Below are 17,215 nucleotides of genomic sequence, written 5' to 3'. Positions count from 1 at the left end.
CTCTCCCACGGGATTCGCTCCCCAAGGGGCAACGGGCTGTGGACAACTTCCCAAACCTTTGGTCTTCGTCATCTCAGATTCGAAGATACAAGGGGCTCTGGCACCCGGTCTGGGGTCGTGGCTCAGGCGGGCTGCTGATGCAGCAGCGCGGGGGTGGCCAGCATATGCACCTCGCAATCCACCTGCGCCGCGGCGCGCTCGATGACGGCGAAGTCGCCGGCATCCACGGCCAGCAGGGCGTGGTGCCAGGTGCCCGGCGCCAGCGTCACGCCCTGGCGCCCATCGGTGAGGAATGCGGCGAGGTCGGCGGGCCCCGGTGCGTCGCCTGCACGCGCCACCACCACGATGAAGCGCAGCACGCCCAGGGGGATGAAGGTCTGGCTGCCGAGGCCGTGGCGCTCCATCTCGGTCACGCTGTGCGGAAAGCCCCGGGCCTGGGCCCGGAAGAGCGCCAGCGTCGCGCGTCCGCCGGCGGCGCCCAGTTGCAGATCGTCCACCACGTCGAAGCGCTCGGTGGTCCCGTTGTTGATGAGACGGCCGTGGCCCTGCGCTGGCGCTTCGATCACCGTGCCATAGGGCGCGAAGTCCTCGGCGCTGAGCGGCCGTGGCCGCAGGGGGGCGCCCTGCGCAGACGAGGCCGAGGGCGAAAGCGGCTTCACCCTGTGGCGACACCCGCCTGGGCCAGCATGGCATGCAGCAGCACGTTGCAGCCGGCGGCCAGGTGCTCGGGGTTTGCATCCTCGATCTCGTTGTGCGAGATGCCGTCCTTGCAGGGCACGAAGATCATCGCGGCCGGCGCGACCCGCGCGACGTAGACCGCGTCGTGCCCGGCGCCGCTGACGATGTCCTGGTGCGGCAGGCCGGCGCGTTCGGCGCCCTCGCGCACGGCGGCCACCAGTTGGGGCGTGAACTGCACGGGCGGGAAGTACACCGTCTGCTCCACCGACACGCTCACGCGGCCTTCGGCCTGCAGCGCGGCGCAGGCGGCGCGCAGGCGCGCGTCCATGCGGGCGAGGCCCTCGTCGTCGCCATGGCGCAGGTCCACGGTGAAGGTCACGCGGCCCGGGATGACGTTGCGCGAGTTGGGATGCACCTGCACATAGCCGACAGTGCCGCGGCCGTGCGGCTGCTCGTCCATGGCGATGGCGACCACCTCCTGCATCAGGCCGGTAGCGGCCTGCAGCGCGTCGCGGCGCAGCCGCATGGGCGTGGGACCGGCATGCGCCTCCTGGCCGGTCACGATCACGTCGTACCAGCGCTGGCCCAGCGCGCCGGTGACCACGCCGAGCGGCAGGTCCGCATCTTCGAGCACTGGGCCCTGCTCGATGTGCGCCTCGAAGTAGGCACCGAAGCGCGGCGCGCCAGCGCTCACCGCGGCGGGCTCGCTGCCGGCGAAACCCGAGGCCGCCAGGGCTTCTGCCACCGAGATGCCCTCACGGTCCCGCGCGGCCAGCGCATGGTCGAGCGTGAAGGCATCGGCGTACACGCCCGAGCCCATCATCACCGGCACGAAGCGCGAGCCTTCCTCGTTGGTCCACACGCAGACCTCCAGCGGCGCGACGGTGCGGATGCCCGCGTCATCGAGCGTGCGCAGCACCTCCAGGCCCGCCAGCACGCCGTAGTTGCCGTCGAACTTGCCGCCCGTGGGCTGGGTGTCGATGTGGCTGCCGGTGGCCACGGCGGGGCGCGTGGGATCGCTGCCCTCGCGGCGCACGAAGAGGTTGCCGATGGCATCGACGCGTACGCTGCAGCCCAGCTCCTGCGCCCAGCGCAGGAAGAGCTGGCGGCCCTGGCGGTCCAGGTCGGTGAGGGCCAGGCGGCAGACGCCGCCCTTGTCGGTGGCGCCGATGCGCGCCAGCGTCATCAGCGATTGCCAGAGGCGCTCGCCGTCGATGGCGAGCGGGCGGTTGGGGGTGGCGGTGGTCATGGTCGTGCGGGGTATCGGTTCAGTGGGCCACCAGCCGTTCGGCCAGCGCGATGAGGCTGCGGTCGCTGCCGGCAGGGCCCAGCAGCGACAGGCCCAGCGGCGCATCGTCGCGGCGCGCGAGCGGCAGCGACAGCTGCGGAAAGCCCGCGAGTCCTGCCAGGCACAGCAGGCGGATGGACCGGTTGCGGTAGTCCTCCAGCGCCGATTCGGGGTCGCTGCGCAGCGGCGCGATGTCGGGCATGGTGGGCATCACCAGCACGCCGTCGTGGCCCAGCAGCGCGGCCAGGTGGGCACGGAAGCGGGTGCGAAAGGCCTGCGCCTCGGCCACCTGCGCATCGGTCACGCCGCGCGAGAAGGCGAAGCGCTCCTTCACGCCCGGCCCCAGCGGCGGCGCGAAGCGCTCGATCAGCGGGCCGTCGGTCATCCAGGCCTCGCGGCCCTGGATGTGGCGGAAGTGCCAGTACATGGCGTCGAAGCTCTCCAGCGCGGCTTCGACGGGAGTGGCCGTGCCCAAGGCGGCCTCCACCTGCGCCAGTGCGGGCTGCAGCACTTCGGCGGCCTCGGGCGTGGCCAGCGCCCAGACGTCGGTGGGCCGCAGCAGGCGGGGCGCGGCGGGCAGCGGCGCCGGGTCGGCATCGAGCAGCACATCGGCCACGCGGGCGAAGGTGCCGATGTCGCGGGCGAACCAGCCGCAGGTGTCCAGGCTGGGCGCGAGGTCCAGCGCGCCTTCCAGGCTGACGCGGCCGTGGGTGGGGCGAAGGCCGACCAGGCCGCAGTGGTTGGCCGGGGCGCGCACCGAGCCGCCGGTGTCGGTGCCCAGCGCGAAGTCGCACAGGCTGTTGGACACCGCCGAGGCCGAGCCCGATGACGAGCCGCCGCTGATGCGCCCCGGCACCGCGCCGTTGACCGGCGCGCCGAAGTGCGCGTTGTCGCCGTTCATCGAGAAGGCGAGCTCGTCGGTCACCGTCTTGCCCGCGAAGGCAGCGCCGGCGTCAAGCAGCTTCTGCACGGTGGGCGCGGTATGGCTTTTGATGCCCGACATCGCCAGCACGATGGGGCTGCCGCCGCCGGTGGGGTAGCCCGCGACGTCGAACAGGTCCTTCACCCCGAAGGTCAGGCCCGCCAGCGGCCCGGTGGCGGCATGCGGCACCGGCGTGTCGGGATAGGGGACGAAAGCGTGGTCGGGGTCGTGCAGAGGCATGGGTTTCCTGAAGCAGTCAGGCGAGGGCGGGCGCCAGGCCGGCCGTCTCGTCGGTGCGGTTGCAGCGGGCGCGGTGGCCCGGGTCGAACTGGACGACACGCGGCTGGCCGTCCAGGCAGGCCTCGGTGGCCAGTGTGCAGCGCGGCGCGAAGGCGCAGCCCGGCGGCAGTGCGGCCAGGTCCGGCGGTGCGCCGGCAATGGTGCCCAGCGGCACGCCGCGGTCCATGGCGCCGTGCGCGCGGCTGCGCAGCAGGGCGATCGTGTAGGGATGGCGCGGCCGGTGGATCAGCTCGCGCGCCGAGCCTTCCTCCACGATGCGGCCGGCATACATCACGGCGATGCGGTCGGCCACCTCGACGGCGGCGCCGATGTCGTGCGTGACGAAGATCGTTGCCAGCCCCAGGTCGCGCTGCAGCTCGCGCAGCAGCAGCAGGATCTGGATCTGCACCGTGGCGTCGAGCGCGGTGGTGGGCTCGTCGGCCAGCAGCAGTTGCGGGTTGCAGGCCAGGGCCAGCGCGATCATGGCGCGCTGGCGCATGCCGCCGGACATCTCGTGCGGATAGGCCGCGAGACGGCGCTTCGGGCTGGGAATGCGCACGCGCTCGAACAGGGCCAGCGCACGCGCATGGGCGGCGGCCTTGTCCAGGCCCTCGTGCCGGCGCAGCGATTCGACGATCTGGGCGCCGACGGGGTAGACCGGGTCCAGCGCCAGCAGCGGCTCCTGGAAGATCATCGACGCCACCTTGCCGCGGTAGGCCGACAGTTCGCGGCCCGACATGGCCAGCACGTCGCGCCCCGCCACCTGCACCTGGCCGCCGATGTGGGTGCGCCGCTCGGGATGCAGGCGCAGCAGAGTGCGCAGCGTGACGCTCTTGCCCGAGCCCGATTCGCCGATCAGCGCCACCACCTCGCCGCGGCGCACCTCCAGGCTCACGCCGCTGACGGCCTGCACCGGCTTGCGGCCGCCAGTGAAGGCGACGGTCAGGTCGTGCACGCGCACGAGCGGCGCCTGGGCATCGGGCAAGTCGTTCATGGATGTCATGGGGTCATGCGGCCAAAGCGGGCGCCTGCGGATGGCCGCTGCCGGCCTCGTGCACCAGGCAGCGCGCCACGCGCAGCGGCGCGACCGGCAGCAGTACCGGCGCACGCTGGCTGCACACGGGCGCGGCATGGGCGCAGCGCGGATGGAAGCGGCAGCCCGAGGGTGGGTCGATGGGATTGGGCGGGTCGCCGGCCAGTGGCGCCTCTTCGGTGCGGCGGTCCGGGTCCATAGAGGGCATGGAGGACAGCAGCGCCTGCGTGTACGGGTGCGCCGGCTCGTCGTAGAGCGCATCCGCCGGGCCGACCTCGGCCACCTGGCCCAGGTACATCACCATCACGCGGTCGCTCATGTAGCGCACCACGTGCAGGTCGTGGCTGATGAAGACATAGGTCAGGCCGAACTCGGCCTTGAGCTGCTGCAGCAGGTTGATGACCTGCGCCTCCACCGACTTGTCCAGCGCCGAGACGGCCTCGTCCAGGATCACCAGCCGCGGCTGCAGCGCCAGCGCGCGGGCGATGTTGACCCGCTGGCGTTGCCCGCCGGAGAGCTCGTGCGGCCAGCGCTCGGCAAAGCGCGAGGGCTCCAGCCCCACGCGGGCCAGAAGGTCGCGGGCGCGCTCCACCGCCTCGCGCCGGCGCACACCGTGCACCTGCGGGCCGAAGGCGATCGAGTCCTCGATGGTCAGCCGTGGGTTGAGCGAGGCATAGCTGTCCTGGAACACCATCTGCACCTGGCGCCGGAAGTCCTTCAGCGGTAGGTCGCGCGTGCCGACCACGCGGCCGTCGAACACCACCTCGCCGGCGGTCGGTGCGATCAGGTGCATCAGCAGCCGGGCCGTGGTGCTCTTGCCGCAGCCCGACTCGCCGACCACGCCCAGCGTCTCGCCCTTGAAGACCTCGAAGTCCACGCCGTCCACCGCCCGCACCACGCCGCCCGCGCGGCCCAGCAGGTCCTTCTTGAGCGGGAAGTGCTTCTGCAGCCCGCGGATGGTGAGCAGCGGCTGCGCCGGGCCGCCCACGTCGTCGTCGTGCATCGTCATGCCTTGTTGTCCATGGCGGAGCGCAAGCCATCGGAAAGGAGGTTGAACGCGATGGAGGTGATGAAGATCATCACGCCCGGCAACGCCGCCACCAGCGGCTGCGTGTAGATGGCGGTGCGCAGCGTGTTGAGCATCAGGCCCCATTCGGGCTCCGGCGGCTTCACGCCCAGGCCCAGGAAGGAGAGGCCCGAGGCCAGGATCATCGACACCGCCACCAGGCTCGTGGCGTACACGAAGATGGGCCCGAGCACATTGCCCAGCACATGCACCCGCACGATGGTGAAGCCGCCTGCGCCCGAGGCGCGCGCCGCCTCCACGTAGTCGCGCCCGCGCACCTGCGTGGTCACCGACTCGGCCACCCGCGCGATCTGCGGGATGAACACGATGGTCAGCGAGATCAGCGAGTTGGTGATGCCTGCGCCCAGCGTGCCCGACAGCGCGATGGCCAGCAGCACCGACGGAAAGGCATAGAAGACGTCGATGGTGCGCATGATGGCCGTGTTGACCAGACCGCCCGCATAGCCGGCGAGGATGCCGATGCCCGAGCCGACCACGAAGGCGCACAGCACCGGCGCGATGCCCATGAACAGCGACAGCCGCGCGCCCACGACCAGGCGCGACAGCAGGTCGCGGCCCAGTTCGTCGCTGCCCAGCGGCAGGCCGGGCGTGCCCACCGGCTTGAGGCGCTTGAACATCGAGGACTGGTAGGGATCGGCCGGCGCCAGCCAGGGACCGAAGATGGCCATCAGCACCAGCAGCAGCACCACCACGGCGGCGACCATGGCCACCGGGTCGCGCACGAAGCGTGCCCCCACCGAGGCCCAGTAGCCACGCGTGCGCTGCGCCGGCAGCGGCTGGACGTCGGCGGGCGAGGAAGCGAGAACGGCGGACATCGATCAGCTCCGGGCGATGCGCGGGTCGAGCAGCGTCTGCAGCACGTCCACCGCCAGGTTGAGCAGCACGAAGAACAGCGCCAGCACCAGGATCGTGCCCTGCAGCAGCGGCAGGTCGCGCTGGAAGATGGCGGTGTTGAGCAGGAAGCCCGTGCCGGGCCAGGAGAACACCGTCTCGATCAGGATCGAGCCGCCCAGCAGATAGCCTAGCTGCAGGCCCATGACCGCCAGCGCCGTGGGCGCCGCGTTCTTGACCACGTGGCGAAAGACGCCGAACTGCGTCAGCCCCTTGGCCTTGAGGCCCACGATGAACTCCTGCGCCAGCAGCTCGGCCACCAGCGCCCGCACGGTGCGGGCGATGATGCCCATGGGAATGACCGACATGGTCAGCGCCGGCAGCAGCATGAACTGCACATGGGCCCAGTCCCAGGCCCACTCGCCGGAGCCGCCCGGGCCGGCACCGGTCGCGGGCAGCCACATCAGCTGCGACGAGAACACGATCACCATCACCATGCCCAGCCAGTAGTGCGGCGTGCTCACGCCCAGCACCGAGAGCAGCGAGGCCAGACGGTCGATGGCGGAGTTGCGGAAGTAACCCGCCACGAAGCCGAACAGCGAACCGAGCACGAAGCCGATGGCCGTGGCCAGCACCGCCAGCCGCAGCGTGTTGACCACGGCGCGCATCACCTCGCCCACCACCGGCCGGCTGGTGGCGATCGACAGGCCCAGGTCGCCATGCAGCGCCCGCCAGACCCAGCGCACGAACTGCTCCGGCAGCGGCCGGTCGAAGCCGTAGACCGTGCGCAGCTGTGCCTGCAGCTCGGCCGAGGCATCGGCCGGCAGCACAGACACCAGCGGATCGCCCGGTGCGATGTGCACCAGGGCAAAGCACACCAGCGTCACGCCCAGCATGATGGGCACGGTGTAGAGGATGCGTCGGAGCAGGTAGGCGAGCATGGCGGGGTCGTTCAGGCCGTCTCGGTGAAGCGGCTGCGGGCCGTCACTGCATCTTCATGGTCGCGATGTCGATGAACCAGCTCTTCGGCTGCACGACGTTCTGCACCTTGGGCGAAATGGCACGCGGGCCCACGTCGTGCGCGACGAAGAGGAAGGGCGCCTCGTCCACCACGCGGGCATGCAGCTCGGCCAGGGCGGCGTCGCGCGACTTGTCGTCGAAGCTGGTGCGGGCCTTCTCGACCAGGGCGTCGGTCTTGGGGTCGCTGTAGTAGCCCCAGTTCTGCGCGACCGGCGGCTGCGCCTTGGTGCTGACGAAGCGCACCATGGCGAAGAAGGGGTCCATGGTGGCGGCGCTCACGTTGGTGGCATGGGCACCGTGTGCGCCCGGGTCCTTGGCGCCCAGGCGCCAGCCGGAGAACAGGGTGTTCCACTCCACCACGTCGAAGTCGACGTCGAAGTAGCAGTCCTTCAGGCTCTGCTGGATGAACTCGTTCATGGGCAGCGGCTGCATCTGGCCCGAGCCCGAGGCCGAGGTCTGCACCTTGACCTTGGCCGGCTTGGCGGCCGAGTAGCCGGCCTGCTGCATCAGCTTCTGGCCGGCGGCCACGTCGTACTTGATCTGGAAGGTGGGGTGGCCACGCCACGGATCGCCCGGCTCTGCGATGCCGGTGGCTTCGACCATCATGCCGCCCAGCAGCTCCTTGAGCGCGGCGCGGTTGAGGCACAGGTTGGCGGCCTGGCGCACCTTCAGGTCCTTGAAGGGCGAATCGGGCAGCAGCGAGAACTGCCAGGGCCACAGGTGCGGCTGCAGGTTGGAATACACCTTGAAGCCGCGCTGCTTGATGGTGGCCAGCGCATCGGGCGCGGGCGCCTCGATCCAGTCCACTTGGCCCGACAGCAGGGCGGCGGTGCGCGAGTTGGCCTCGGGCAGCGGCAGCAGCACCACGCGGTCGATCTGCGGGCGGCGGGCGGCGTCCCAGTACTCGGGGTTCTTCACCATCTCCAGACGCTCGCGCGGCACGAACTTCGAGGCCTTGAAGGGGCCGGTGCCCGAGGGGTCGGCGGCGAAGGCGGTCCAGGCCTGCTTGGCGCGCTCGGCCTTGTCGGTCACGCTGGCCGGCACGGCGTCGAACTTCTTCTGCCAGTGGGCCGGCGAGGCCATGAACAGGTTGGTGAGGTTGATCGGCAGGAAAGAGTCGGGCTCGCTGGTGGTCAGCTCCACCGTCAGGTCGTCGACCTTGCGGGCGGTGCGCAGCGTGGGCATGCGCGAGGCCGTCACGCCGATCTGGGCCGGGTCGTACTGCGGTGCGGCCTTGTCGAGCACCTTGCCCACGTTCCACACCACGGCGTCGGCGTTGAAGGGCGTGCCGTCATGGAACTTGACGCCGGGGCGCAGCTTGAAGAGCCACTTGGTCTTGTCCTTGGCGTCCACCGCCCACGACACGGCCAGGTCGGGGATCACCACGCTGGGCTTGGTGGCCGAGCTCAGGTCCCACTGCGTGAGGCTGTCGTACATCGGGATGCCGGTGAAGCGGTTGCCTTCGTAGCCCTGATCGGGCTGGCCCGAGGTGCGCGGGATGTCGGCGGCGGTCATGGCGATGCGCAGCACCTTCTCCTGCGCGTGTGCGGTGCCCAGACCCAGGGCAAGGGTGGCGGCCAGCGCGCTGGCGCGCAGTGCGGAGACACGGAAGGACGGACGGGCGGGGCAGGGCATGGAGCGGCCTCGAAGGTTGAGAGATGCCTCTGCATTGCAAAGCGCGTGCCTGCCTGCGTGAATCGGTAATAGCTATTTTTGTATCGATAGTCGATACGTTTCGTCGTTGCGGTGCATGGCCGCACCTCGGCGGGTGCGTGGTGGGCGGGCGTGGTGCGGGAGGGTCAGTGCGGCAGCGCGCTCGCGATGGCGCGCGCGCACTCGATCACCATCGGCGCCAGCTTCTTCTGCGCCGCCTCCAGCGTCCAGCGGCTGGTGGGCGGCGACACATGCACCGCCCCATGCGGCCGGCCGCGCCGGTCCACGATGGGCGCGGCGATGCCCATGTCGCCGAGGAAGAGTTCCTCGTCGTTGGTCGCGTAGCCCAGCTTGCGGCAGGCCGCGACGCGCGCCTGGATGGCGGCGATGCCGGTCAGCGTGGCGGGCGTGCGTGCCACGCGCGTGGAGCCCTGCAGCAGCGCGCGCACCTGATCGTCGGGCAGGCAGCTCATCCAGGCGCGGCCGCTGCTGGTGCAGTACATGGGAATGCGCATGCCCACCGGCGTCAGCACCGGGATGAACTGCGTGGTCATGCGCTGCGCCACATAGAGCATGTCGAAGTCCAGCGGTTCGGTGAGGCTGGCCGTCTCGCCACTCGCGCTGGCCAACTGCGCCAAGTAGGGGTTGGCCGCCTGCACCAGCGGATGGCTGGCCACGTAGTTGAAGCCGATGTCCATGCTGCGCGCCAGCAGGCGGAAGCGCCGCGTCTGGCCGTCCTTGCCCACGTAGCCCAATACCTGCAGCGTGTGCACCGTGCGCTGCGCCGAGGCGCGGGTCATGCCCGTGCGCTCGGCGATCTCGGCCAGCGTCATGGTGCGGTGCGCGGCGTCGAAGCTGCGCAGCACTGCCAGGCCCTTTTCCAGCGACTGGTTGTAGAGCGGGTCGGCCGCATCGGCGGCCGGTGCGGCAGCGGTGGGGATGCGTGGGCGTCGGGCGGGCGGGGCCATCGGAGTTGGGCGGGAAGAGACCATCGATTCTGCGCGAGGCAAGGCCCATGCCGGGGCCGATGGGACAATCCCGCGCCATGACCGACACCCTCACGATCACCCGACCCGATGACTGGCACCTGCACGTGCGCGACGGCGCCGCCCTGCGCGACGTGGTGCCGCACACCGCGCGCCAGATGGGCCGCGCGCTGATCATGCCCAACCTGCGTCCGCCGGTGACCACCGCCGAGCAGGCCCTGGCCTACCGCGACCGCATCCTGGCTGCCGTGCCCGAGGGCGAGCGCTTCGAGCCGGTGATGTCGCTCTACCTCACCGACAGGCTGCCGCCCGAGGAAATCGCCCGTGCCGCCGCCGCCGGCGTGCGCGCCCTCAAGCTTTACCCGGCCGGCGCCACCACCAACAGCGATGCCGGCGTCACCGACATCCGCAAGACCTACGCCACGCTCGACGCCATGCAGAAGCATGGCCTGCTGCTGCTGGTGCACGGCGAGGTGACCGATCCGGCCATCGACCTGTTCGACCGCGAGGCCGTCTTCATCGACCGCGTGCTGCGCCCGCTGCGCGCCGACTTCCCCGAACTGCGCATCGTCTTCGAGCACCTGACCACGCGCGAGGGCGCGCACTACGTGCGCGACGAAGGCGGCGAACACACGGCCGCCACCATCACGGCGCACCACCTGCTCTACAACCGCAACGCCATCTTCACCGGTGGCATCCGGCCGCATTACTACTGCCTGCCGGTGCTCAAGCGCGAGGAACACCGCCAGGCGCTGGTGCAGGCCGCCACCAGCGGCAGCCCGCGCTTCTTCCTGGGCACCGACAGCGCGCCGCACCCGGCCCACCTGAAGGAACACGCCACCGGCTGCGCCGGTTGCTACACGGCCCTGTCGGCCATCGAGCTGTATGCCGAGGCCTTCGACAACGCCGGCGCGCTGGACAAGCTGGAAGGCTTCGCCAGCTTCCACGGCCCCGACTTCTACGGCATGCCGCGCAACACCGGCACCATCACCCTGCGCCGCGAGGCCTGGACGCTGCCCGAGACGGTGCCCTTCGGCGAGGCCACCCTCAAGCCGCTGCGCGGTGGCGAGACGGTCGGCTGGAGGCTGGCATGAGCACGACGGCGCCGCTGTCCGGCGGCAAGGTGATGCTGCTGGTCGACGCCGACAACGTGTCGGCCGACGTGATGGAACAGGCCGTGCGCCGCGTGCTGGCCGAGCATGGCCACCTGCACGTGCGCCGCGCCTACTGCACCCCCGAGGTCGCACTGCGCCACCAGGGGCTGTTCAAGCGCCTGGGCATGCGACCGCTGGTCAACCTGGCGGCGGGCAAGAACAGCACCGACATCGCGCTGGCGGTGGATGCGCTGGACCTCGCCATCGCCGAGCGGCCGCAGGTGGTGTACCTGGTGTCCTCCGACTCCGACTTCGCCCCGCTGGTGCTGCGCCTGCGCGAGAAGGGCTGCCGCGTGTGCGGCATCGGCCAGCAGGGCAAGACGGGCGATGAGACGCGGGCGGCCTACGACCATTTCATCGACCTGGTCCACAAGGGCGGCGAGGCGATCGCGGCGCCCGCACCCGGCCCGGCGGCGACGTCGGCGCGTCCGCCTGCCGCACGCAAGGTGGCGGCGAAGAAGGCGCCCGCGGCCAGGAAGACGTCGCGCCGCGCCGCTGCCGAGTCGGCGCCCGCACCGGCCCCGGCACTGCCCCCCGCACCGGCACTGCCCCCCGCGCCAGCGGCGGCGCCGGCCAGGAAGAAGGCGAGTGCGTCCCCTGCCGCCAGGAAGACGCGCAGCGCCGGCACCCGCGGCGAGCGCGTGGTCGAAGCGGCGCCACCAGCCGAGGCGCCGGCCGTCGCACGCAAGACGGCTTCGGGCCGCCAGGACGCCTTGGTCGATGCCGACACCATCCTCGGCGCCGTGCCCGCCCTGCGCGGGGGCGCCGAAGTGGCCCTCAACGACGTGGCCCAGGCGCTGCGCGCTGCGCGGGTGCTGGGCAAGAACGCCAGTTCGATCAAGCTCTTCGACAAGCTGCCGGCGGACTTCCAGGTGCTGCACCAGCCCGACCGTATCCGCTGGAAGGGCGCGGCCGGCCGTTGAGCCCGTTGCCGGCCGTCGACTGGGAGCACCCCGGCCTGGCGCCCTGGCGGCGCTGGGGCGAGCCGGTCGCGCGTGCCGCCGCCAGCCTGCGCCTGCATGCGGCACTGCAGTCGCTGGCCGCGCCGCCGCAGCCCGGCTTCGTCCCGCAGGAAGCGCTGCCTGCCGACCAGCCTTACGAATGCTTCATCGACCGCACCGGCCGCGTGCCCACGCGCGACAACCTGCACGACTTCTTCAACGGCCTGGTCTGGCTGGCCTTTCCAACGGCCAAGCGCCAGCTCAACCGCCTGCAGGCGGCAGAGATCGCGGCGCGCGGCATCGGCCCGGTGCGCGGCCGGCTGCGCGATGCCATCACGCTGTTCGACGAGCACGGCGCGGTGCTGCAGGCGCCGCCCGTCCTCTGGGCCGCCCTGCAGGCGCGCGACTGGCGCCGGGCCTTTGTCGATCTGCGGCCGCTGTGGGCTGAAGCGCGCCTCACGGTCTTCGGCCATGCGCTGATGGAGAAGCTGGTGGCCGGCCAGAAGTCGGCCACGGCGCATCTGCTGCTCGGCCCAGACCCGCACGATCCCTCGCTGACGGCCGACGACGGGCGTCTGGCCGACGCGCTGACCGCTGACTGGCTCGTGCGCAAGCCCTTCACCCCGCTGCCCGTGGCCGGCGTCCCCGGCTGGCACCCGGGGAACGCGAACTTTTGCTTTTATGATGACTCGGAGGTCTTCCGACCTCGCCGCGCTGCAGACCCAGAACAACTTACAACGGTGCGGCATGCCGTGATGCTTGAAGCGGGCCGGGGGGCCCCCATCTTCACGGCGTCCCTTCCTCCCACGGAGAAACCGACTTGAAACGCATCTTCCTGTTCGTGCTCACGAACGTCCTGGTGGTCGCCGTGCTCGGCGTCGTCGCCAGCCTGCTGGGCGTCAACCGCTACCTGACGTCCAATGGCCTCAACCTCGGCGCGCTGCTCGGCTTCGCGCTCATCATGGGCTTCGGCGGCGCGATCATCTCGCTGCTGATCTCCAAGCCCATGGCCAAGATGAGCGCCGGCGTGCGCATCATCAACGAGCCGCAGTCGCCCGACGAGGCCTGGATCGTCGCCACCGTGCGCAAGTTCGCCGATCAGGCCGGCATCGGCATGCCGGAGGTCGGCATCTTCGAGGGCGAACCCAATGCCTTCGCCACGGGTGCCTTCAAGAACTCGTCGCTGGTGGCCGTCTCCACCGGCCTGCTGCAGAACATGACGCGCGACGAAGTCGAGGCCGTCATTGGCCACGAGGTGGCGCACGTGGCCAACGGCGACATGGTGACGATGACGCTGATCCAGGGCGTGATGAACACCTTCGTCGTGTTCCTGTCGCGCGTGATTGGTTACTTCGTCGACAGCTTCCTGCGCCGCGGCGACGACCGCGAGAACAGCGGCCCCGGCATCGGCTACATGGTCACGACCATCGTGCTGGACATCGTGCTGGGCTTTGCCGCCGCCATGGTGGTGGCCTGGTTCTCGCGCCAGCGCGAGTTCCGCGCCGACGCTGGCGCCGCCAAGCTGATGGGCCGCAAGCAGCCCATGATCAACGCCCTGGCCCGCCTGGGCGGCCTTCCCGCCGGCGAACTGCCCAAAGCGGTCGAGGCCATGGGCATCACCGGCAGCATCGGCAAGCTGTTCGCCACGCACCCGCCCATCGAAGAGCGCATCGCGGCGCTGCAGGCTGCGCAGCAGGGCTGATGCGCGAGAGGCCGGGGCGCGCGCCCTGGGCCTCCGACCAAAGGAAAGGCGCCTCCGTTGGGGGCGCCTTTTTTATGGCTCGGCGTCAGACGCATTCCGGGCCTCTTGCGTTCCGCGCGCGCCGGTCCGGCGGTGCACTGCTCGAGCCAGGCGCCGCGTGGCGCCCGGCTGTTCGCACTTGGTCAGGCCTCGCTCGGCGTTTCGCTCACCGCGGGATCAGCAGCGGCCGCCGTCTTGCTGGCCTGCTTGCCCAGCACCCGCCGCGCTTCGCCCAGGTCCATGCCGTACATGGCGGCGAAGGCCTCGACCGTGGGCTGGCCGCTGGCCTCGAAGGCGCGCTGCAGCGCCTCGCGCCGGGCCAGTCGGCGGCCGTGCTCGGTGAAGGCTTCGTCGATCAGGGCCAGGGCATCCGGCTGCGCCACGCGCACCTGCTGCACATAGTCCATGCGCTCCAGGCCGCTGGCGCCGATGGCGTCGGCCAGGCGGGCCACGAGTTGCGGACGCAGGTCCTCCTGCGTGCGGCCCTGCCGGCGCTTGAAGAGTTCGACGATGGCATGGTGCACGTGGTCGGGCGCCAGATCCTCCACCGGATGGCCGTCCAGGTCGTGGCGCGGGACGCGGTTGGCGATGGCGTCCAGGTAGCGGGTGGAGCGCGCATGCTGGCCCAGCGCCACCTTCAGCTCGTCGCCCGGCAGCACCTCGGCATGGCGGGCCAGCAGGTCCTCGTAGATGCCGCGCTTGAGCGGCAGGAAGCGCGCGCCGAACAGGTGGGGATACAGGCCGGCCAGCGTCTCCAGCAGCGGATGCACCTTGCGGCCGGCGTTGCGCTGGGCCACGTTCTGGCCCTTGGCCGGGTTCTGGCGCTGGGCCTGCGGCTGGCGCTCGGGCTGGGCACCGTCGGCGGCGGGCCGGCCCGCACCACCGTTGCCCTGGCCACGGCCGCCTCGGCGGCGCCGTTGGCCACGTTCACCGCGTTCTTCGCCGCGTTCGCTGCGTTCACCGCGCGTGAGGCTCGCTTCCGGGGTCGGGGCAGGCCCCGCAGCTGCTGTGCCGTCCCCGGTCGGCGCGGCGTCGGCGCTGCCGGCAGGGGCATTGCCGGCGGATGCCGATGCAGCGCCACTGTCCGGCGTGGGCGCGCTCGAAGCGGCTGCCGGGGCCGACGCTGCGGCGGTGGGCGTGGCGTCGGCGCTCGAAGGCGCGGCATGCGCGGGCGTGTCGTGGAACGGCGTGTCGTTTTGGTCGCTCATATCGGTCGCAAAGCGCCTGCGCCGGGGCAGGCGTGAAAAAGGGGATGGAAAGACTCAGGCGGAGGCGCGCAGGCCACCCGCCAGTTGGCGGGCGATCAGCAGCCGGAAGGGCAGCAGCATGCCGACGCCGACGGCCAGCTTGACCGCCAGATCGCCGACGGCCCAGCTGAGCCACGGATCGGACGTGCCCGCGAAGGCCACGCCCCAGAAGATGGCCGTGTCGAGCACGGCGGCCAGCAGCGTGGCGGCCAGCGGCGCGCGCCACCAGCGTCCGCGCCGCAGGCGGTGGAAGACACCGATGTCCAGCAGCTGCGAGGCGATGAAGGCCAGACCCGAGGCGGCGGCGATGCGCGGCGGCGCGAGCAGCGCCGACATGGCCACCGCCACTGCGAAGCCGACCCAGGCCACGCGCCGGGCCAGGGCTGGGCCATGCAGCCGGTTGACCACCTCGCTCACCAGGAAGGCGGCCGGGTAGGTGAAGGCGCCCCAGGTCAGCCAGTCGTTGATCGGGAACTGCACCAGCACGTTCGAGGCAAGCACCACGGCCGCCATGGCGGCGATGGCCGGCGCGAGCGAGCGCCACGGCGTGAAGGCGGTGAGCACATTCATGCCGGCACCCGCTGTGATTCGGCCTCGGCCGCGATGGCCCGCGCCACGGCCTCGGCCACCTTGATGCCGTCCACGCCGGCCGACAGGATGCCGCCCGCGTAGCCCGCGCCTTCGCCGGCCGGGTACAGGCCGACCAGGCCGGGGCATTGCAGCGTCTCTCCGTCGCGGGCGATGCGGATGGGCGAGGAGGTGCGCGTCTCCACGCCGGTCAGCACCGCGTCGTGCAGGTCGTAGCCGGGCAGCTTGCGCGCGAAGGCCGGGAAGGCCTCGCGCATGGCCTCGATGGCATAGCCGGGCAGGGCGGCATGCAGGTCGCCGGGCAGCACGCCCGGCTTGTAGCTGGGCACCACCTCGCCGAGCGCGGTGGAGGGGCGGCCGGCCACGAAGTCGCCCAGCAACTGGGCGGGTGCACAGTAGTCGCTGCCGCCGAGCACGAAGGCCTGCGACTCCAGCCGCCGCTGCAGCTCGATGCCGGCCAGCGGATGCGGCTTGCCGCGCGCGGCCTCCTGCAACTCGGGCGACAGGGGCAGGTGCTGGTAGTCGGTCGGGTAGTCGCGCGGCTCGATGCCCACCACGATGCCCGAGTTGGCATTACGTTCGGCACGCGAGTACTGGCTCATGCCGTTGGTCACCACGCGGCCGGGCTCGCTGGTGGCGGCCACCACCGTGCCGCCCGGGCACATGCAGAAGCTGTAGACCGCGCGGCCGTTGTTGGCGTGGTGCACCAAGCGGTATTCGGCCGCGCCCAGCGCTGGATGGCCCGCATGGCGGCCCCATCGGGCGCGGTCGATCAGGCTCTGCGGATGCTCGGCGCGAAAGCCGATGGAAAAGGGCTTGGCCTCGATCGGCGCGCCGCGGGTGTGCAGCATGCCGAAGGTGTCGCGCGCGCTGTGGCCCAGGGCGATCACCACATGGTCGGCGCGCAGCTCGTGCGCCTGGCCGCTGGCCTGGTCGACAGCGGTGACGCCGCGCACATGGCCATCCTCGACCCGCAGGTCGGTCACCCGGTGCTGGAAGCGGATCTCGCCGCCCAGGGCGATGATCTCGGCGCGCATGGTCTCGACCATCTTCACCAGCCGGAAGGTGCCGATGTGCGGATGCGCCTCCCACAGGATGTCCTCGGGTGCACCGGCCTTGACGAACTCGTTCAGCACCTTGCGGCCGAGGTGGCGCGGGTCCTTGATCTGGCTGTAGAGCTTGCCGTCGGAGAAGGTGCCGGCGCCGCCCTCGCCGAACTGCACGTTCGACTCAGGATGCAGGTTCTTGCGCCGCCACAGATCCCAGGTGTCCTGCGTGCGCTCGCGCACCGCCTTGCCGCGCTCCAGCACGATGGGCCGGAAGCCCATCTGCGCCAGCAGCAGCGCCGCGAAGATGCCGCAGGGCCCGAAGCCCACGACGACGGGCCGCAGCCCACCCTCGGGCGCGCGCACCGGCGCCACGTAGCGCATGTCGGGTGCGGGCTGGATGTGGGGGTTCTCGGCGTGGCGCTGCAGCAGCGCGGCCTCGGCGGCTGGATCGGCCAGCGCCACGTCGACGATGTAGACGGTGAGCAGCTCGGCCTTGCGCGCATCGAAGCTGCGCTTGTGCACGGTGTGCGACGCGATGTCGGCGGGCTGGACGCCCAGCGTGCTGGCGATCAGGGCCGGCAGCGCTTCGGGCGCGGGATCGAGGGGAAGCTTGAGTTCGGAAAGGCGGATCATCGGCGCGGGCCCGTGGTGATCGGGCAGGGCGTAGAGAAAGGGCGCGATTGTCGCCGATCGGGCCGTGGTGATTCTTCCGGCGTTT

Annotated in this window: 16 protein-coding genes; 4 read left to right on the top strand and 12 right to left on the bottom strand. The window is 71.2% G+C overall.

All coding sequences use genetic code 11. The features are described 5' to 3' along the window. Nucleotides 1-122: 122 nt before the first annotated feature. The 9 genes from ABIC63_RS09825 to ABIC63_RS09785 form a co-directional block, all read right to left on the bottom strand. The gene (locus ABIC63_RS09825) at nucleotides 123-659 is read right to left on the bottom strand and encodes an ureidoglycolate lyase (protein WP_294373576.1); all 537 of its coding nucleotides are present in this window, start codon (nucleotides 657-659) and stop codon (nucleotides 123-125) included. Further along, a complete protein-coding gene (locus ABIC63_RS09820) occupies nucleotides 656-1,927 on the bottom strand; it encodes a Zn-dependent hydrolase (RefSeq protein ID WP_354319599.1) in 1,272 nt (423 codons plus the stop codon). The genes ABIC63_RS09825 and ABIC63_RS09820 overlap by 4 nt, the downstream gene beginning before the upstream one ends. Nucleotides 1,928-1,946: 19 nt before the next feature. Then, complete coding sequence (locus tag ABIC63_RS09815) at nucleotides 1,947-3,128, bottom strand: amidase (protein ID WP_354319598.1); 1,182 nt, start codon at nucleotides 3,126-3,128, stop codon at nucleotides 1,947-1,949. A 16-nt stretch (nucleotides 3,129-3,144) separates the two neighbouring features. Further along, on the bottom strand, nucleotides 3,145-4,161 hold the full coding sequence (locus ABIC63_RS09810; protein ID WP_354319597.1) for an ABC transporter ATP-binding protein: 1,017 nt from the start codon (nucleotides 4,159-4,161) through the stop codon (nucleotides 3,145-3,147). Between the two features lie 13 nt (nucleotides 4,162-4,174). Continuing rightward, nucleotides 4,175-5,209, bottom strand: coding sequence for an ABC transporter ATP-binding protein (locus ABIC63_RS09805; protein ID WP_354319596.1), 1,035 nt, complete (start codon nucleotides 5,207-5,209; stop codon nucleotides 4,175-4,177). Then, nucleotides 5,206-6,102: an ABC transporter permease gene (locus ABIC63_RS09800; RefSeq protein ID WP_354319595.1), complete on the bottom strand. Its 897-nt coding sequence runs from the start codon at nucleotides 6,100-6,102 to the stop codon at nucleotides 5,206-5,208. Before ABIC63_RS09800 ends, ABIC63_RS09805 begins: the two co-directional genes overlap by 4 nt. Before the next feature lie 3 nt (nucleotides 6,103-6,105). Continuing rightward, a complete protein-coding gene (locus ABIC63_RS09795) occupies nucleotides 6,106-7,059 on the bottom strand; it encodes an ABC transporter permease (RefSeq protein WP_354319594.1) in 954 nt (317 codons plus the stop codon). Between the two features lie 43 nt (nucleotides 7,060-7,102). Beyond that, nucleotides 7,103-8,773 carry an ABC transporter substrate-binding protein gene (locus ABIC63_RS09790; protein ID WP_354319593.1) on the bottom strand — a complete coding sequence of 557 codons (1,671 nt, stop codon included), beginning with the start codon at nucleotides 8,771-8,773 and terminating at the stop codon, nucleotides 7,103-7,105. A gap of 164 nt (nucleotides 8,774-8,937) precedes the next feature. Continuing rightward, nucleotides 8,938-9,759, bottom strand: coding sequence for an IclR family transcriptional regulator (locus ABIC63_RS09785; RefSeq protein ID WP_294373556.1), 822 nt, complete (start codon nucleotides 9,757-9,759; stop codon nucleotides 8,938-8,940). Between the two features lie 77 nt (nucleotides 9,760-9,836). Here ABIC63_RS09785 and pyrC point away from each other — a divergent pair, with 77 nt between their 5' ends. Genes pyrC through htpX form a run of 4 tightly spaced genes read left to right on the top strand, consistent with a single transcriptional unit; the run spans nucleotide 9,837 to nucleotide 13,574 of the window. Then, nucleotides 9,837-10,871, top strand: coding sequence for a dihydroorotase (gene pyrC / locus ABIC63_RS09780; RefSeq protein ID WP_294373553.1), 1,035 nt, complete (start codon nucleotides 9,837-9,839; stop codon nucleotides 10,869-10,871). After that, entirely contained in the window at nucleotides 10,868-11,854 is a 987-nt protein-coding gene (locus ABIC63_RS09775) for an NYN domain-containing protein (RefSeq protein WP_294373550.1), read from the top strand. Before pyrC ends, ABIC63_RS09775 begins: the two co-directional genes overlap by 4 nt. Nucleotides 11,855-11,859: 5 nt before the next feature. Continuing rightward, nucleotides 11,860-12,696 carry a DUF3025 domain-containing protein gene (locus ABIC63_RS09770; RefSeq protein ID WP_354319592.1) on the top strand — a complete coding sequence of 279 codons (837 nt, stop codon included), beginning with the start codon at nucleotides 11,860-11,862 and terminating at the stop codon, nucleotides 12,694-12,696. Continuing rightward, entirely contained in the window at nucleotides 12,693-13,574 is an 882-nt protein-coding gene (gene htpX / locus ABIC63_RS09765) for a protease HtpX (RefSeq protein WP_017761873.1), read from the top strand. Before ABIC63_RS09770 ends, htpX begins: the two co-directional genes overlap by 4 nt. A 182-nt stretch (nucleotides 13,575-13,756) precedes the next feature. On the opposite strand, the gene ABIC63_RS09760 is transcribed toward htpX, so the two are convergent. From ABIC63_RS09760 to ABIC63_RS09750, 3 genes are read right to left on the bottom strand one after another with little or no spacing between them, the layout of a single operon-like run. Next, on the bottom strand, nucleotides 13,757-14,821 hold the full coding sequence (locus tag ABIC63_RS09760; RefSeq protein ID WP_354319591.1) for a ProQ/FINO family protein: 1,065 nt from the start codon (nucleotides 14,819-14,821) through the stop codon (nucleotides 13,757-13,759). Between the two features lie 54 nt (nucleotides 14,822-14,875). After that, nucleotides 14,876-15,430 carry a VUT family protein gene (locus ABIC63_RS09755; RefSeq protein WP_476348397.1) on the bottom strand — a complete coding sequence of 185 codons (555 nt, stop codon included), beginning with the start codon at nucleotides 15,428-15,430 and terminating at the stop codon, nucleotides 14,876-14,878. Next, a complete protein-coding gene (locus ABIC63_RS09750) occupies nucleotides 15,427-17,130 on the bottom strand; it encodes an NAD(P)/FAD-dependent oxidoreductase (RefSeq protein ID WP_354319590.1) in 1,704 nt (567 codons plus the stop codon). Before ABIC63_RS09750 ends, ABIC63_RS09755 begins: the two co-directional genes overlap by 4 nt. Nucleotides 17,131-17,215 lie beyond the last annotated feature (85 nt).

Source organism: Pseudacidovorax sp. 1753 (assembly GCF_040544975.1).
In the GTDB taxonomy this organism is placed as follows: Bacteria; Pseudomonadota; Gammaproteobacteria; order Burkholderiales; family Burkholderiaceae_C; genus Xenophilus.
The sequence above is the reverse complement of the archived record's forward strand: the minus strand, read 5'-3'. Positions and strand labels throughout refer to the sequence as shown.

Excerpts from the sequence above, each read along its gene's own strand:
- ABIC63_RS09820 (WP_354319599.1), bottom strand. The coding sequence starts at position 1,927 with ATGACCACCGCCACCCCCAACCGCCCGCTCGCCATCGACGGCGAGCGC.
- ABIC63_RS09815 (WP_354319598.1), bottom strand. The coding sequence starts at position 3,128 with ATGCCTCTGCACGACCCCGACCACGCTTTCGTCCCCTATCCCGACACG.
- ABIC63_RS09810 (WP_354319597.1), bottom strand. The coding sequence starts at position 4,161 with ATGAACGACTTGCCCGATGCCCAGGCGCCGCTCGTGCGCGTGCACGAC.
- ABIC63_RS09805 (WP_354319596.1), bottom strand. The coding sequence starts at position 5,209 with ATGACGATGCACGACGACGACGTGGGCGGCCCGGCGCAGCCGCTGCTC.
- ABIC63_RS09800 (WP_354319595.1), bottom strand. The coding sequence starts at position 6,102 with ATGTCCGCCGTTCTCGCTTCCTCGCCCGCCGACGTCCAGCCGCTGCCG.
- ABIC63_RS09795 (WP_354319594.1), bottom strand. The coding sequence starts at position 7,059 with ATGCTCGCCTACCTGCTCCGACGCATCCTCTACACCGTGCCCATCATG.
- ABIC63_RS09790 (WP_354319593.1), bottom strand. The coding sequence starts at position 8,773 with ATGCCCTGCCCCGCCCGTCCGTCCTTCCGTGTCTCCGCACTGCGCGCC.
- ABIC63_RS09785 (WP_294373556.1), bottom strand. The coding sequence starts at position 9,759 with ATGGCCCCGCCCGCCCGACGCCCACGCATCCCCACCGCTGCCGCACCG.
- pyrC (WP_294373553.1), top strand. The coding sequence starts at position 9,837 with ATGACCGACACCCTCACGATCACCCGACCCGATGACTGGCACCTGCAC.
- ABIC63_RS09775 (WP_294373550.1), top strand. The coding sequence starts at position 10,868 with ATGAGCACGACGGCGCCGCTGTCCGGCGGCAAGGTGATGCTGCTGGTC.
- ABIC63_RS09760 (WP_354319591.1), bottom strand. The coding sequence starts at position 14,821 with ATGAGCGACCAAAACGACACGCCGTTCCACGACACGCCCGCGCATGCC.
- ABIC63_RS09755 (WP_476348397.1), bottom strand. The coding sequence starts at position 15,430 with ATGAATGTGCTCACCGCCTTCACGCCGTGGCGCTCGCTCGCGCCGGCC.
- ABIC63_RS09750 (WP_354319590.1), bottom strand. The coding sequence starts at position 17,130 with ATGATCCGCCTTTCCGAACTCAAGCTTCCCCTCGATCCCGCGCCCGAA.